Source organism: Thioclava sp. NS-SX20 (genome assembly GCF_057380695.1).
This window is the reverse complement of the sequence record NZ_CM170816.1, coordinates 2,722,827-2,737,415: the sequence shown is the minus strand read 5'-3', so window position 1 is coordinate 2,737,415 and position 14,589 is coordinate 2,722,827. Positions and strand designations below refer to the sequence as shown.

At 55.6% G+C, this 14,589-nt stretch carries 17 protein-coding genes and 1 tRNA gene; 11 read left to right on the top strand and 7 right to left on the bottom strand.

Going from position 1 to position 14,589, the window contains the following annotated elements; all coding sequences use genetic code 11:
- Positions 1-61: 61 nt before the first annotated feature.
- Positions 62-355: a hypothetical protein gene (locus tag AC2ISB_RS13465; protein ID WP_486575435.1), complete on the top strand. Its 294-nt coding sequence runs from the start codon at positions 62-64 to the stop codon at positions 353-355.
- 196 nt (positions 356-551) lie between these two features.
- On the opposite strand, the gene AC2ISB_RS13460 is transcribed toward AC2ISB_RS13465, so the two are convergent.
- The 3 genes from AC2ISB_RS13460 to AC2ISB_RS13450 all read right to left on the bottom strand — a co-directional run bounded on the left by AC2ISB_RS13460 (position 552) and on the right by AC2ISB_RS13450 (position 2,892).
- Entirely contained in the window at positions 552-1,757 is a 1,206-nt protein-coding gene (locus AC2ISB_RS13460) for a hypothetical protein (RefSeq protein WP_486575433.1), read from the bottom strand.
- A gap of 647 nt (positions 1,758-2,404) precedes the next feature.
- On the bottom strand, positions 2,405-2,590 hold the full coding sequence (locus tag AC2ISB_RS13455; protein ID WP_486575432.1) for a hypothetical protein: 186 nt from the start codon (positions 2,588-2,590) through the stop codon (positions 2,405-2,407).
- A complete protein-coding gene (locus AC2ISB_RS13450; protein WP_486575430.1) occupies positions 2,587-2,892 on the bottom strand; it encodes a zinc ribbon domain-containing protein in 306 nt (101 codons plus the stop codon). Before AC2ISB_RS13450 ends, AC2ISB_RS13455 begins: the two co-directional genes overlap by 4 nt.
- Before the next feature lie 96 nt (positions 2,893-2,988).
- Between AC2ISB_RS13450 and AC2ISB_RS13445 the strand changes: the two genes are divergently transcribed.
- The 3 genes from AC2ISB_RS13445 to AC2ISB_RS13435 all read left to right on the top strand — a co-directional run bounded on the left by AC2ISB_RS13445 (position 2,989) and on the right by AC2ISB_RS13435 (position 5,329).
- Positions 2,989-3,234: a helix-turn-helix domain-containing protein gene (locus AC2ISB_RS13445; protein WP_486575428.1), complete on the top strand. Its 246-nt coding sequence runs from the start codon at positions 2,989-2,991 to the stop codon at positions 3,232-3,234.
- 138 nt (positions 3,235-3,372) lie between these two features.
- The gene (locus tag AC2ISB_RS13440; protein ID WP_486576803.1) at positions 3,373-4,734 is read left to right on the top strand and encodes an AAA family ATPase; all 1,362 of its coding nucleotides are present in this window, start codon (positions 3,373-3,375) and stop codon (positions 4,732-4,734) included.
- A gap of 1 nt (position 4,735) precedes the next feature.
- Entirely contained in the window at positions 4,736-5,329 is a 594-nt protein-coding gene (locus AC2ISB_RS13435; RefSeq protein ID WP_486575426.1) for a hypothetical protein, read from the top strand.
- A 137-nt stretch (positions 5,330-5,466) separates the two neighbouring features.
- On the opposite strand, the gene AC2ISB_RS13430 is transcribed toward AC2ISB_RS13435, so the two are convergent.
- A complete protein-coding gene (locus AC2ISB_RS13430) occupies positions 5,467-6,048 on the bottom strand; it encodes a helix-turn-helix domain-containing protein (protein ID WP_486575424.1) in 582 nt (193 codons plus the stop codon).
- A 136-nt stretch (positions 6,049-6,184) separates the two neighbouring features.
- Here AC2ISB_RS13430 and AC2ISB_RS13425 point away from each other — a divergent pair, with 136 nt between their 5' ends.
- Positions 6,185-6,409, top strand: a complete 225-nt coding sequence (locus AC2ISB_RS13425; protein ID WP_406735753.1) for a hypothetical protein — start codon at positions 6,185-6,187, stop codon at positions 6,407-6,409.
- Between the two features lie 239 nt (positions 6,410-6,648).
- Complete coding sequence (locus AC2ISB_RS13420) at positions 6,649-7,734, top strand: tyrosine-type recombinase/integrase (protein ID WP_486575422.1); 1,086 nt, start codon at positions 6,649-6,651, stop codon at positions 7,732-7,734.
- A 164-nt stretch (positions 7,735-7,898) separates the two neighbouring features.
- Here the strand turns inward: AC2ISB_RS13420 and AC2ISB_RS13415 are convergent, their stop codons facing one another.
- Both AC2ISB_RS13415 and AC2ISB_RS13410 read right to left on the bottom strand, forming a co-directional pair.
- On the bottom strand, positions 7,899-9,485 hold the full coding sequence (locus tag AC2ISB_RS13415) for a TniQ family protein (RefSeq protein WP_486575420.1): 1,587 nt from the start codon (positions 9,483-9,485) through the stop codon (positions 7,899-7,901).
- A 53-nt stretch (positions 9,486-9,538) separates the two neighbouring features.
- On the bottom strand, positions 9,539-9,718 hold the full coding sequence (locus tag AC2ISB_RS13410) for a TniQ family protein (protein WP_339108732.1): 180 nt from the start codon (positions 9,716-9,718) through the stop codon (positions 9,539-9,541).
- A gap of 478 nt (positions 9,719-10,196) precedes the next feature.
- Here AC2ISB_RS13410 and AC2ISB_RS13405 point away from each other — a divergent pair, with 478 nt between their 5' ends.
- The 5 genes from AC2ISB_RS13405 (at position 10,197) to AC2ISB_RS13385 (ending at position 14,200) form a co-directional block, all read left to right on the top strand.
- On the top strand, positions 10,197-11,603 hold the full coding sequence (locus AC2ISB_RS13405) for an aminotransferase-like domain-containing protein (RefSeq protein WP_486575418.1): 1,407 nt from the start codon (positions 10,197-10,199) through the stop codon (positions 11,601-11,603).
- 101 nt (positions 11,604-11,704) lie between these two features.
- Positions 11,705-12,241 carry a pyridoxal-phosphate dependent enzyme gene (locus tag AC2ISB_RS13400; RefSeq protein ID WP_486575416.1) on the top strand — a complete coding sequence of 179 codons (537 nt, stop codon included), beginning with the start codon at positions 11,705-11,707 and terminating at the stop codon, positions 12,239-12,241.
- Positions 12,242-12,287: 46 nt separating this feature from the next.
- On the top strand, positions 12,288-12,584 hold the full coding sequence (locus AC2ISB_RS13395; protein ID WP_486575414.1) for a pyridoxal-phosphate dependent enzyme: 297 nt from the start codon (positions 12,288-12,290) through the stop codon (positions 12,582-12,584).
- A gap of 20 nt (positions 12,585-12,604) precedes the next feature.
- Positions 12,605-13,819: a benzoate/H(+) symporter BenE family transporter gene (locus tag AC2ISB_RS13390; RefSeq protein WP_486575412.1), complete on the top strand. Its 1,215-nt coding sequence runs from the start codon at positions 12,605-12,607 to the stop codon at positions 13,817-13,819.
- Between the two features lie 162 nt (positions 13,820-13,981).
- Positions 13,982-14,200: a hypothetical protein gene (locus AC2ISB_RS13385; RefSeq protein ID WP_486575410.1), complete on the top strand. Its 219-nt coding sequence runs from the start codon at positions 13,982-13,984 to the stop codon at positions 14,198-14,200.
- A gap of 270 nt (positions 14,201-14,470) precedes the next feature.
- Here the strand turns inward: AC2ISB_RS13385 and AC2ISB_RS13380 are convergent.
- Positions 14,471-14,547 (bottom strand) — tRNA-Pro (locus AC2ISB_RS13380).
- Between the last annotated feature and the right edge of the window lie 42 nt (positions 14,548-14,589).

The window sequence follows — 14,589 nt, the reverse complement described above, 5'->3', positions numbered from 1 at the left end:
CCGAGCGCCCTGCACATTTCCCCACTACGCAATTCCGGCTAAATCACGAGGAGAAACTTACATGAAAGACAAACTTCAAGACCTTCAGATGCATGCGCTCAAAGGCGTCCAAGACCTGCTCGCCGAAAACAGTTCCGAGATCTTTCACAGCGAAAGGCTGACCCACCTAACCGACAAACAGCTGCTGGAGGCCGTCACATGGTGGGGCACTTTATCTGAACACGAGAAAGAAGACCGCCGCGAACACGCCGCCAAACAGCGCGCCAGCTTCGGCATTCCGATCCCAGATCAAGACGAAGCATGGCTCGGAGGAGAAGGCTGGGCGGCGGTCTGTTACGAGGACGAGATTGCATAAAAACCAAGCAAAAGATCTCAATTAATCAGCAGTTTTAACTTCGCGAAGATGCTGAGCGGTCATTTATACAGCTTTGAGTGGCAAGCGGCATAAATGACGGCATAAGCCCGCACCTTATGAGGCCAACATTTCAGTCGCTAAGCTCACCCCACGTGGCCGAAGTGCAAAATTGATCTGCAAGGCGCACTAATCATTTTCATTCAGGGGCATAATAGATGGCATCGAGCATGGCCACGCGAGCATCCCAGAGTTCAATATCGCCACCCACCGGTCGCGGCTGATTGAACCAAGGTGCTTGTCGAATGGGCTCAATTACGCACTCCCAATAGTTGTCTAGAGTTATAGCGTTTGCGCATGAGAGAGCTCCGCGCAGACCATTCATGTTTTGGCTGTTTACACACACGAACAAATCAGGGCGCTTCATAGCAAGGAGGCGCGTCGCAGGGGGAAGACGACCTACTCTCGCCGCTTGATCGAAGGCTCGCGTGAAGGCTTCTACGTAGGCGTCGAACTGGTCTCTGGTCACGTCACCGCGTTTTGGAATGGCGTCCAAGGCGGCCGCTAAACGTTCATCGCGCTGCCCTATTAATTGTCTAAACGTTCCGGCACCTATCATCGAGCCGAACCAGCCCCATTCGAAATCAGCGAGGCCCTCTCTTTCAGCCTCATTGCCTCCAAGAATTCCGGCAACTGCTTTACATTCAGCAACTGACAGGTCACCGAAGGAAGCAGTCACCGCGAACATTTTCTGAATTTCACGAACCAAACTCATCCGTCTGTCAAAGTCGTGCTGCTCGTCACGATGGGCAAGCTTCGCGAATTTCTTCCATGTCATAGTTGCGAGCTCAGACGTAAAACGTTTCCGCTCTGCGGGGTCGGGCGGCAAAACCGGGTTTGGCGGTCGCGGCGCTCTGGAAGCAGCCTCGGACTGACGGCGATAAGTCTCTGCCAGTTCTTTTGTAATTGGAAGGTGAAGATGATGATAGGCTGCTAGCTGGCTACGGACCTGAACAAAGAAATCATCATCCGTCGCACCTTTCACGCGCACGCTAGCCTCAATATTCGTCTCTAAACCGCCCTTGGTAAAGTTGGCGCTCCCGACGATAGCCTCTGCTTTGTCTCCTGTCTGAAAATAAAAGATCTTTGGGTGGAAGCAGCCGGGGCGGTTTCTCGCGACGAAGGCATTAGGCACATCGACCAATTCATCAATCAAATCGGGGTCGGTGGCCGAGAAGTCGACGCCGATGAGGACCGATTTAGATTTATGACGGTTTTCTATCAGCCTCTTGGCAACCTCGGTCAGATCTCCCCAAGCAACGGCTATATAAATTTCGTCATGTTTCTCGATAAGTTTGCACAGGCGCTTCGCGATGGCTTTTGCCTCAAGCAGCTTGATCTTCATCTTCGTTAACTAAGCCTTTTCATTCAATTTCAGGATGACAAAATTTGCATTCCAGCGACAAGGAAACGACACCTTCACGCGCTGTCCGTTCAAAGGGATGGCGCGGGGTATCATCAACGACACTAGATCGGTAGGAAGACACCAACAACTTCTTCTTACGCTAGTTGGTCAAAGTACTGAGCCAACCGCCATACCTGAGTTGCGGCTAGCGGCAAGACAGTAATCGCAGCGATTAACCAACCCGCCAGTCACGCAGAAAGCACCATGAGTTAAGAATTTAAGTTGAAAAAAGTGGCGCTATCGCAAACTGAATTGTAGGCCACTCTAGCCCACATTTGCGATTTCGCTAAATATTAGTGACCGACTATTATTTTACGGGTCCCGAGGCGAAGCCCCACCCGTAAAATGTCGAACAGGGAGGCTCGCGCCCCTGTACCCCGCCCCACGCTTTTCAGGTTTCAATCACGTCATTTTTCAAGAGAGTTCTGCGCTTTTATTTCAGGCTCGGCACAGCCTGACTGCCGTCGATGGTGCGGGGAAATGCACCATCGACCGATTAGAATTTTTCGCGCTTCAAGTCGTTCAGATATGCCTCGAACGAGGGGCTGCAACCACGCATCGCACGATGCCTCCGGCTGCATAACGCCTCACTCTTCGAGGTCTTTGTTGGGGATGTCGACTCCGGCATCAACCAGCGCGCGCAGGATGAGTTGCCGCATCGTCATGTCCCGACGAATAGCTTCCATCCGCAGCGCCTTATGCGCATCGGGGCTCAGGGAGAATGCAGCACGGCTCCTCCCTTGAGCGGGCGTCTTGCCACTCGGGTTGCTCATCGGAACCATGCCTCCTGCAGCCTCGGAATCACGCGATGCATCACGAGCCCTATCGTTCCGAACAAGATGATGAACGGGCTGAAGAGCATGAAGAGGATCAGCCCCTCCTTGATCCCCATCGTCCAGGATGTTGATACCGCCCAGCTGGAGATAACCGCGCCAATGGCTGCCACCACGCCCGCGAAGGCGAACATGGGCATCGAATTGGTACGCCACCTTTCCGCCGACCAGCCAGGCTTCAGAATACCCTTCTGGGCACCGCATTTCGGGCATGTTGTCGCGTCGATATGAATCTCGGTCATGCAATGCGGACATTGTTGGGTCATGTGAGGCTCCCAATGTCGAATGAATGTTAAAACAGGTAGAGTTAAAAGCATCATCGCACAATAGCATTGTGCATGAAGACAACCCCCAAGAGCCCTCTGCGAGACACGGTTGCGCGCAATATGCGCAGGCTCCGCGCCGAGCGCGGTTGGTCGCAGGAATTTCTGGCGAATGAATGCGGGCTGAACCGCACCTATCTCAGCGCGGTGGAGCGTTCGGAGCAGAATATCTCCATCGATAACCTGTACCGCGTGGCACAGGGGTTTGGCATTGACACCTGGCAACTGTTGCAAGACACGGAAACTGGGATAGGGGAGTAAATTCTGTCCTATCTCGCACCAACCGTCGACGAGCTTTGTAGTCTGATCTTACGCGGATCCGAGATTTGTTGACCTATCAAGAACCACGTCTTAGACGTGCTACACGCGCCAAGTGCCGCTCAGGATTGAAAGTTGATCATGCAAATAAATTTCAAAAACTTTGGTCAAGCTGGCAGTGGATCAATAACGCTTTCTGATCTGACTGTAATCTGCGGTCCCAATAGCTCCGGCAAAACTTACATCAGTTACGCTGTGTACGCGGCTTTGAAACATTTTGTAGATTTGTTCGACTTTGGGGTGGAAAGCGACGTTATTCGTGCGCTCTTAAAGGGTGAGCCTGTCACAGTTGACCTCCCTCAGGTAAGAAAAAACTTTTCTGAATACTTAGCGACTGCCGGAAAAAACTTTGAACGCGGGCTCAATAGCTTTTTCAATGCGCCTGATGGCTTCTTCGAGAGCTCCGAATTCTCCTTTAAGTTGGCCGAACAAGAGCTTGACGCTGTAAGGGAATACGAAGTCTCAGTAAAAATCTCTAAGGAAGGCACGATTGCGGGGGAAATCGACCCCGATACCGGCAAGCTTACGTTAGCCCTAACTCATAGTGATGAACTGAAGATCCCGCGGCATTTAATTGCCGAACTTATCGACAGCATCATTTTCGGCGCGATCCTAGGTGCAGCTATTCCCTCACCGTTCGTTGTGACTTCGGAGAGAACGGGCGTTGCGCTGTTTTACAAGGACCTCGATTACAATAGCAACGCTATCGTTTCACACCTACGCGGATCAGATAAAATAGATCCCTTGAAGATAATCGAAGCAATGCGTTCGCGCTATGCTCAACCTATTCAAGATAACATTGATATGGTCAGAGATTATGAAAACGTAAGTAAGCGGAAAAGTTTTCTACGGGAAGAAAAGGAAAAATACTCCTATGTCTTTGATGCATTAAATGATTTGCTCAGCGGGGGAAGCTTTCGTTCAAACAACGGACAGCTGGCCTATAGCCCACGCAAAAAGCCTAAACAAGCTAAGCTTGTGGTCCCCCTTTATATCGCATCTTCTTCGATCAAGTCGCTATTTTTAGTCGACATGTACATAAACCATGTCGCTCGTGAGAACCAAATTCTGATTATCGACGAGCCGGAACTAAATTTGCACCCTGATAATCAGGTTAAATTTGCTCGCCTTATAGCTCGCCTTGTCAATGCCGGCGTCAAGGTCCTCCTGACTACCCATAGCGACTATATCGTTAGAGAAATTAACAATTTGATTTCGATGTCCAGCGTCGGGGAAGAAAAGAGTGATCTCCTACGAAAGTACAAGCTAGCAAACCAGGATGTTTTGCAGCCTTCGCAAGTAGGTGCTTACTGTGCGGATTCGACCCGTGACTTCCGCCCAATGTCCATTTCTCAGTCAGGAATAGACACTGCGATATTCGATAATATCATCGCCGATGAAAATTTGAAGGCGCGTGATATTTACCTATCCATCGAGGAATGAGTTGGAAGCAGCATTTAAAGCCTTACTAAGGCCCGAGTTATTTTTAACAATATCCAGCAATGGAGAATTGCTCGTGCGAGAGCACGACAGTTCTGCGGTATTAAGAGAACTGGTGATCACAGGAGTCCCAGTAGGATCAGTTGCATTCGAGCTCGACCATGCACCCAAAGGCCAGCTTAAAGAAAAGCTGAAGAATGCATTTTCTCAACTTTCCTGTCTGATTTACGGCGAACATAGATTAGCTAACAAAAGCTGTGATTTGGTTCTTGTCACTGAAAACGATGATGGCGTTCAGATTCTTTTGGGCGACCTGAAATCCTGCAGCCCGACTAAATCCAAATGTTCAGCGCAACTTAGAAATTCTGAAATGTTTGTGGAGTATCTTTTAAAACTTCTCGCTGAATATCACGACAAGGCTTTAACACCTAACTTCAAGAAAGTGATATTCTTCGTAGCAAGTGCGACCAATACAAAAGCGCCCACTCAACAAAAAAACCGCCAGTACCCAGATAGCATCAATGGAGTGATATATTATCCCGTAACGCTAGCTGGAAGAAATAACGCCTCGGCGAAAGTAAATTTCCGGCACATCTGACAAGCATCAAACTTCGAGAAAAGTCAGAATTCAGCCGAGAAGCTACGTTAAGCGTGAAGTAGATTTAAGTTAATTGTCACACGATGCGACCTCAAAAAAATCTTCACACATATTTCGAAGCAATCGCTCTTATTTAATTATAATATCCTGGTAGAAGAGAAATACTGAGTGTTAGTTTTCACAGCCTCTTCAATCTCTTCCCATCCAGGTTGGTAGGATAGATCGCGTCTGAGAGTGCGCTGTAGATCCCGCTCGCGCAGAACGGCCTTTACGACGTCGCGCAGCTCAGTCGCCGTTAGGCCCTCTTTCTGGCCGAACTTCGCCCCATCAACCCGTTGGTATGTCTTGTTGATATGCATGGCCATATCCAGCACGTCATCCACAACAACGTCATAATTCACCTTGGATGGCGAACCCATCAGGACAAGCCCAGGATCCACGTCCAGGAACTCGACCAAACGCTGAAGCACAGTTGCAGGCACATGAAGCGTCTCTTGTATCTCGTAGGATTTATATGAACGCAGGCTGATCCCCACAATCTTCGCCAATTGCTGTTGGCTCATGCCTTTCGCGCGACGTGCTTTCTTCAATAGATCGCCCAATTGCCCCGGCTTTTGGCGCCATTCATCCTCAAACGCGCCTTCCGCGTCTATTTGGGGCTCCCAATCCTCCTCCTCGTCATCACCGAAAGGGAGGTCTGGTGGGTTTTTGGGCTTCATTTACGCCATCTCCCTGCAGCTTCTTACAAAAAGTGCAGGATCCTGCACTAAAAATACCAATAAATAACAATGCGTTGACGAAAAGTACTTTTGACTATCATCTGTGAAGCATCCCGCCTTTCAAGAGGAAAATGATATGTCGAAAATCTTTGATCTCGGTCGCACCCCTGAAGAATGGTCCGCGAAGCTCCGCCCGCGCGGCGTCGAGCTCTCGCCCCGCACCCTGCGTTCGAAGGCGCGCGAGCATGGGCAGTATTTCTCCATCGGGCGCGCGATCTTCATCACCCCCGACCAGATGGACGAGATCCTGCTGCGCGAAGCCAGACATGCACAGGATCGTTCCCGACACATCACCCACTGACGCCAGAGACATGGAGGCCAAGCTGTGCAAAATGAACACCAGATCGAAACGGGATCGAAAATACTGGACACCGCCCTGACTCCGTCCGAATGGGTCGACCGTCTCAACACTCGTGGGCTCCGCATCTCCGAGCGTACCCTACGCGAAAAAGCCAATCGCTTCGGGACATGCTTCCGGTTTGGCAACACGCTTCTGATTACCCCAGCCCAGATAGACCAGCTCCTACAGGAGGATCAAAAATGCCGCTCACCCCGTACAAAAGAGGTAACGTCTATTGGGCGCGTGGCTGGATCGAGCTCGAAGGCCGCCCCATCGCTGGGCCATACCGCCAGACTACGTACTCACTTACAGAAGCTGGCGCGCGCGACTGGATAAACATCGAGACCGAAAAGCAGAAGCGCCGCCACATCGTAGGCGACGAGTACTGCATGGATTTTGCGGAAGCGCTGAGCAACTACCCAATTCCGGCCAAAGACGCGCGTCGTTACCTGCTCCTGCTCGATGAGCTCGGCCCCTACCCGCTGAACAAGATCACCGGTGCGCTACTGAAAGATCTCGCCCGCCGCCTGAAGCCAAATGTCTGCGCCGATACGTGGTGGCGCGAGATCATCACACCCGCGCGCGCCGTCATCAACTACGCGCATGAGCATCACGGCACCCCGATGATTAAGGTATCGTCCTTCGACAGTCAGGAACGCATGGCACAGGACCGCAAACGGGGCAGACCAAGCCGCATCACCCGCACACCCTCTACCCGTGCCTGGGTCGAGGCATTCTGCACCCATGCCGATCCCTACAACGCCGCGCTCTTGAGATTCATGTTCGAAACGGCCGCCCGCATCGATCAGGCCACATCGATCCGCCCCAGAGACCTTCACCCTTCGCAACCCAAGGTGCGACTGAAGGCCCAGAAGGGCCATATCGAATGCTGGGTGACGGTGTCGGACGAGATGATGGCGGAGATGCGCGCATTGCGCCCCAAATGCCCGCGTAATCGCAAGCTGGGTACGCTGCAGGAAGCGCGCGTCTTCGGGTACGGCTCTCCGACTGGTTACGCCAAACGCTGGCAAACGATCTGCAAGAAAGCGGATATCCAATATCTCTCGGCACACGCGGCCGGACGTCACGGCTTTTATACCCATCTTGTCGTTCACGAAGGGGTCGATCCCGCCACGGCAGCAGCAGCCGGTAGATGGGCCGATGTCAGCCTTCCGATGAGGATTTATGCCCATGCCAAAACTGATGAAGAACAGCAAATTCGGGCGCGTTTTCGTACAAAACCAGTACAGACACCCGATTCAGTTCATGCTAACATTCTGGGATAAAATGGAGAAACGGGAAATGACAGACACCCTCCTAAGGGGCAGGTTACAGGTTCAAATCCTGTCGGGGTCACCAATTTTCACAACTGCCAATGCACCATAAGCTTGCACGAAATGGCGTTTTTCCATGCACCCCCCTGTCAAGGACTATTTTCAGGGCTTTGTTCTTAGCGTTTGGCCAGATAATCCGCGATGGCAGGCATGCTCTCGTTCCTTAGATAGATCGGCCCCGCATCCAGCCCATCTGGCCGGAATGGTGTCACGCTCGCCGCCGAGAACACCGCGAAGATGGTATTGCGATGCAGTCCCGTCTCTTCTGTAATCATCGTCGGCGTCACGAATCGCTGCCGGAAAGCTGCTATCTCCGTGTCCGACATCATCCACTGGAACCGCGCGGTTTTTACGCTTTTGATCTGGGTGGCTGGGATTTGGCCCGCTTCGATCAGCGTGGTGAAAGCCGCATAGTCCCTCAGCCCGATCAAGCGGGCGAAAGCTGCGGCGGCCATCTGCTGCTCTTGGAGCCCTTCCAGAGCAGCGATCTCGACGACGATCCCATGATAGCCAAAGACCTCTGGCAGCTTCTTGGGCTGGAGGCGTCCCTCGCGGATCGCTTCTACGATCCGGGCAACTGGCAGCCCCACCTGTTTGCTCGCAAGGTGGATGGTTTCCCAGCCGGATGCTCCAGCAGGCAGCGGCGTCGCCATATGTTCCAGATCTTGCAGCAGCGCCAAGGCATCAGGAAGGTGCCAGGGGTTCTTGACCGTCTCGAGCTTCGATCTCGGCACCAAAACACCCTCTGCCACCAAGGCCCTGAATTCCGTCAAAGTTGCCCCTATGCCGTCGCGCATGGCCTTCGGCCCGACCCGGGTCGCGATCTCGCCCAGCAGGTCCGAATGGATCCGCGCATCGAAGATTTTGCGTGATGGCAGGCGTTGGTCGCCTTCCGCGAAAACGCCGGCTTCGGTCAACAGCGCGTCCAGAAGTCCCGGAACGATCTTCATTTCTTGCGACGCGCTCAAAAGCGAATGCACCAGTCGCTCCTCAAGCGGCTGGCCGAGCAAGGGCTCACCTGCGGCGAGCGGCCAGATCCGGATGACATGCGCGCGCAGAAGCGCACGAAATGCGTCAAAGTCCGGATCGTCGCGATAGATATATTCGAGCTTGTCGAACAGGGCGCCAAAGGCGCGGCGGCTTACATCCGGATTTCCATCGTCAGCGGTGCTCAGGATGGTGAAGGCGTCCTCGATCGCAATCGGGCCAGCCGAAGCGTATCGGAAGCCGAGCGCCTTGGCGGACCAGTCATCCTCAGCCAGACCTTGGGCGCACTGGAGCTCTGCCCCTAGCAATCCGCAAAATGTCATCGCGGCAAAGAGCGACTGCTCCGCCAGCCATGTCTGATCCCCGCAGCCCGACAGGCGGTCATCAAGCCAGCGATCATAGGGGGTCGGCTCGATCAGCGGCTGATCCAGCCGGCCGTCGCGCAGATCCGGCCAGATCGCGGTCAGCCGCGCGCCGATATCTTCCCGCACAATCGGCGTGGTCTCCTGCCAGAGCGGCACCCGCATGTGGTTATGCTCCACGCAAACATTGACACCGCGACACAGCCAGCTGCCTTGCATGACCATCTTGCGCAAAGGCGGTCGCTCATCCTTGCTGTCCCCGCGAAGACAGATCGGGCAACCACGGATGATCGGGTTGCGCAAAGCCCGCGACACCATCACCTCGCCCCGATAGCGCATGCGGACATCCCCCATTCGTCTCCTGTCCAGGACAGAAGCTCCGCAAGCTGGTCATCGGTCAGACCGGCTCAGGCGGCGAACGTGGCGATCGCCTCCGGGTCGTGATCCACGATCCGCTTGAAATTGATCCCGATATCCATCGCGAACCCGAAGGCTTCGGTGCCTTGTAACGCAGCCATACGGCAGAAAAAGGAGGGCAGTGTCTCGCGCTCATCAGGCACGACGGTAAGGGAGAGTTTCTTGAGCAAGGGCATGTTCTAATCGAGAAAATGACTGCTTTTGCATACCTCGGGATTTCAGCTGTCCCAAGTCATAATCGCACACCTTATCTTGGAAGTATTATCAAAAATAGGTCAAATCATGCTGCACGGAAAGAAGGGCGGATATCGTTAAAAAACTCCAATGCAGCACATTTCCTTTACTATATACTGATCTTCAGGCATGCCATGTAGCACATTTAGTATATAATTTCGGCGCCGCCTGACTTTTTCAACAATATGGGCGGTTTGCCGACTGTGAGGTCGCGGCATCGCCGCCGCAGCAACCGGCGAATAGCCGCCGTTCACCGGCCTAGGTGTCATTCCGCCCCCAGCCGGAATCGACACATATCTTTCCATTTGTGTCGGGGGCGAGCGATACTCCGGCGACGCAGCATTTAGATGTTGGGCGATTTGAGGAGCTTTCCCGATGTTGTGCCCAGTGACGCGCAAAGGTTTTTGAGACGCGATGAGAAAACTTTCCGAGAAATACATCTATCTGCAAGTTGCCCGGGCGATCGAGGACAAGATTGCCCGAAAGGTTCTGTGCCCAGGGGACAAGATCCCGTCCGTTCGGGTGTTGATGCGCGATGCCGGGGTCAGCCGGAAGACTGTCGAGAAGGCTATCGACGAGCTGCGGCGCCGGGCGGTTATCTACACGCGCGATCGCATCGGTCACTTCGTGGCCGACACCGGGTCGATGCGCAGCAACTGGCTGGATGGCTTCGACGCCGGGCAAACGGACGAGGCGATGGTCGCCCGGCTGATCCTGGGCGGGGAGGAACGCGAGCGGTCCTTTTCGTCGGCGGTTCTCGAGACGGATCTGATCCCGGCGGCGCGGATCGCGACCTTGGCCAAGCAGGCGATCGGACAATCTTGGGACGATTTCGTGACACTGGAATTGCCGCCGGGCAGCGTCCGATTGAGGCGCCTGATCGCGCAGGCTCTGATGCGCCGCGGCGTTCAGTGCTCGGCGGATGATGTTCTCATCACCGAAGGGGACAACACATTCCTGCGCCTGCTGCTACAATTTCTGTCGAAGAGGTTCGGCGCAATCGCGCATGACCGGATCTGCTATTTCGGCTGTCTGAGGGCCGTCGAGGGGCTGCAGCTTTCGGTGCATAAGCTGGAGTCCGATAGTGTGCGTGGCTTCGATACCGAGCGCGCGATCGAGCTTATCGAAGCGGACAAGATTGGGATCCTGTTCGTCAATCCGACCCTGAGCAATCCGTTGGGTTACACCTTGCCCATCGAGGACCGGCGCCGGCTGGTGATGGCTGCGCAGGCGCATGAATGCGTCATTATCGAGGATGATGTGTTCGACGGACTTCTCGAGGGCAAGGACAGTCCGCCGCCCTTGAAAGCCTTCGATGAGACCGGATGTGTCCTCTATCTTGGATCGCTCTCCAAGATTTTGGCACCCGGATTGCGGGTCGGGTGGTGTCTTCCGGGGCGCTTTCATGCGGATCTGACAGGCAAGCTGCTGTCCGAGAACCACTGCACCTCGACCCCTGGACAGAGGATTGCGGAGCGGCTGATCGGCTCGCAGATGCTCGAGGACCACTTGAAGGGCGTGCGCCAGATCTTCGCCCGCCAAAGGCAGGAGATCCTTGGCCTCATTCAGACCCATTTCCCCGCTGGAACGCAAATTTCCCGCCCGCTGGCCGGAGGGGTCTATTGGATCACGCTGCCCGATCGCACCGATGCCGAGGCCTTTTTCTCGACGTTGGAAGCGCGCGGGATCGAGGTTTCGCGCGGCACGATCTTCGGGGCGCCGCGGACCCCGGCAAGCTTTCGGCTCTGCGTGACGCGGAGGCTCTGTGTCTCGTCGCGCGCGGTGTTGATCGAGATCGGCGAGATCGCCGCGAACTGCTGAAATCCCCGGGTCTGTGTCTCTCCGAAATCGGCCTCTGTGCCCCTTTTGGTTGAGTTGGCACACGCATAGGCTGCACAAAATTTCAATCCTACGAGGTGGCTATGCTAGCGGCTGCAACGCGCTCGCTTTCACAAGATCGGCAAATCGGCGATACGGGGTTCCTGTGGAACCTGATCAGCCCGACGCAATTCGCCGAGATCGATTTCGGGCCGGATCTGAATGTCGTGGTGAAGTTCGAGGGCTCGAACCCGGGCGGGTCGATCAAGTTGAAGACGGCGCTTGCGCTGGTGGCCAATTGCGAAGCGGCCGGTCGGTTGCGCCCCGGCGGTCATGTGATCGAATCCTCTTCGGGCAATCTGGGTATTGCCTTGGCCATGGTCTGTGCCAACCGCGGGTACAAATTCACCTGCGTGGTCGACCCAAATGCCGCGAAAGACAGCCTCGAGTTGATCCGGGCGCTCGGCGGCAATCTTGTCGTCGTCTCCGAAAGGGACGCGAATGGCGGCTATCTAGGAAGCCGGATCGCCTATATCGAGACCGCGCTGGCGCGCGATCCGGCGCGCTCCGCCGTTGGTGCAGTGGCTCTTCCGGCCGGCGGCGCCGTCGCCATCGAAGCGATTATGGTGCTCGGCAAGTGATGAAGGTGTTCGCAGGTCCTGAAATGTCCGAACCCGGCAACAGATCATGACCGTTCATTTAACGAACCCGCAGTCACGGGCGCATGCGTTGCAATGCGTGCGCTGTGGCAGGCGTCATGTCGAAGTATCCGACGATCAGGTGTTGGATGCCATGCGTCTCATGGCACGCTGTGGCTATCTGGTCGAACCCGCAGCCGCGGCGGCCTGCGCTGGCGCGATCCGTGCGCGCGAACAGGATCTGCTGGGGCCGCGGTCCGAGGCCGTAATCGTCAGTACCGGCAATGGTCTCAAGGACATCTCCAGCCTGCGCCGCATGATCGCCATGCCCTATGCCCCCAAATGAGTACAAAAGGTCAACTTCCCGTGTTCCAGAAACTCCTTGAAGATACATCGCTCAGTGCGATCACCGCTGGCCTGGTGGCCGTGATCGTCTCCTATGCCGGGCCTCTGGTCATCGTGTTTCAGGCCGCCAAGACGGCCGGTCTGAGTGATATGCAGCTGGCCACATGGATCTGGGCGGTCTCGCTTGGCAGCGGCATTGCCGGTTTGATACTGAGCCTGCGCTACAGGCTTCCGATCATCACCGCCTTCTCGACACCGGGGGCGGCCCTTCTGATCGGTGCTCTGGGCATCTATTCCTATCAAGAGGCGATCTTTGCCTTTCTGGTCACCGGCGCGCTCATTCTTGCCTTGGGATTTTCGACGGGATTTCAGCGGTTGGTGTTGAAGATGCCCCCGCAGATCGCGGCGGCGATGCTGGCGGGGATCCTGTTGCAGTTCGGCTTGCAGCTGATCGGGTCGATGCAGAAAACCCCGCATCTTGTCATTCCCATGGCGGTGGTCTTTCTGCTTGGCCGGCGGTTCTATCCGACCTATGCGGTGATCGGCGCCCTCCTGATCGGTCTCGCGATAAGTCTGATCGGGGGCGAGGTGGACACCCACACCATGCAGCTCGCGATCGTCCATCCGGTCATGACCTGGCCCACCGTGTCGCCCGGGGCGCTTGTCGGGATCGCAATCCCGCTCTTCGTCGTGGCCATGGCCTCCCAGAATATTCCGGGGCTGGCTGTGCTCGAGGCAGCGGGCTATTCGCGGCCGCCCGTCACGGGGATCCTGCAGACCACGGGCGCCGTCTCGGTGGGCCTTGCGCCGTTCGGCTCGCATGGGATCACGCTGGCGGCCTTGACCGCGGCCATCTGCACTGGCCCCGAAGCCCACAAGGACCCCTCCAAACGCTATGTCGCCGGTGTCTTTTGCGGCATCTTCTATATCATCTTCGGCCTTCTCGGCCCCTCGGTCGCCAGTCTGATCCAGTCTCTTCCAGTGGAGTTCATCTCTGCCACGGCCGGGCTTGCCTTGCTCTCGGCACTGACCAATGGACTGACAGGTGCACTGAGCAATGCCGAGCATCGTGAGGCGGCGATGATCACTTTCCTTGTGACGGCATCGGGGATCGTGGTCTGGGGGATCGGGTCGGGGTTCTGGGGTCTGATCGCCGGTCTGATCGCCCTCGTAATCATGAGAAGCCGTCTGTCAGAGGTCCTGCGCAAGGGCGGTCGCGGAGCGCGCCTGCCGTAAGATGTGCCATCTGCCACTGACGAGGCGGCTCGGCCGTAGGGGCTTGGTCGCCGGAATGGATGCGCCGATCGGGCACATGTTTGAACACACAGTCATCTGCAACAACAACGATAGGCCATCCTCGTCGCCAGCGTCTTCAGTTTCCCCGACCCCGTGTCTGACATGATCGAGGAAGAATACCGGCGCTGGCGCGAAGATGTCATCGCCTTCGCCAAGAAGGATGCGGCCAGCAATGGCACCGAAGTGCTGAGCATTGTCGAGCATCGGGACGAAGCGCATCCCCACATCCACATTCTGGCCGTCCCCATCTGCACGAATGACAATATGCGAATGAACGCGAAGCTGTGCCACGAAGGGCAAGCACCACAGCCACGGCCCTGAGTTCTGGGCGACACTGAGCGCCGCTGACCCTGACTGGGAGCGCAAGAAGCAACGGCTTGATGCCGATGTCGAGCGGTTGATGGCGGCATAACGGGCGCGCAGGTGGGGAGGTGATAGCGGCCTACCAGTGCATATCGGCAGAGTAGCTTCAGCAAAAGAAGAAAAATCGATCCCGCCGGATCAGTGCACTGCCCTGCAGTGATTGCCAGAAGTGATGAAAGACAGTGTCCAATCAGGAAGACTATCGTGGCAATCCACAATTTCGGGAAATGGTCGGAGCGAGAGGATTCGAACCTCCGACCCCCTGCTCCCGAAGCAGGTGCGCTACCAGGCTGCGCTACGCTCCGACCGTGGGCGGGGATGTATCGCTCCGACGACATAAGATCAAG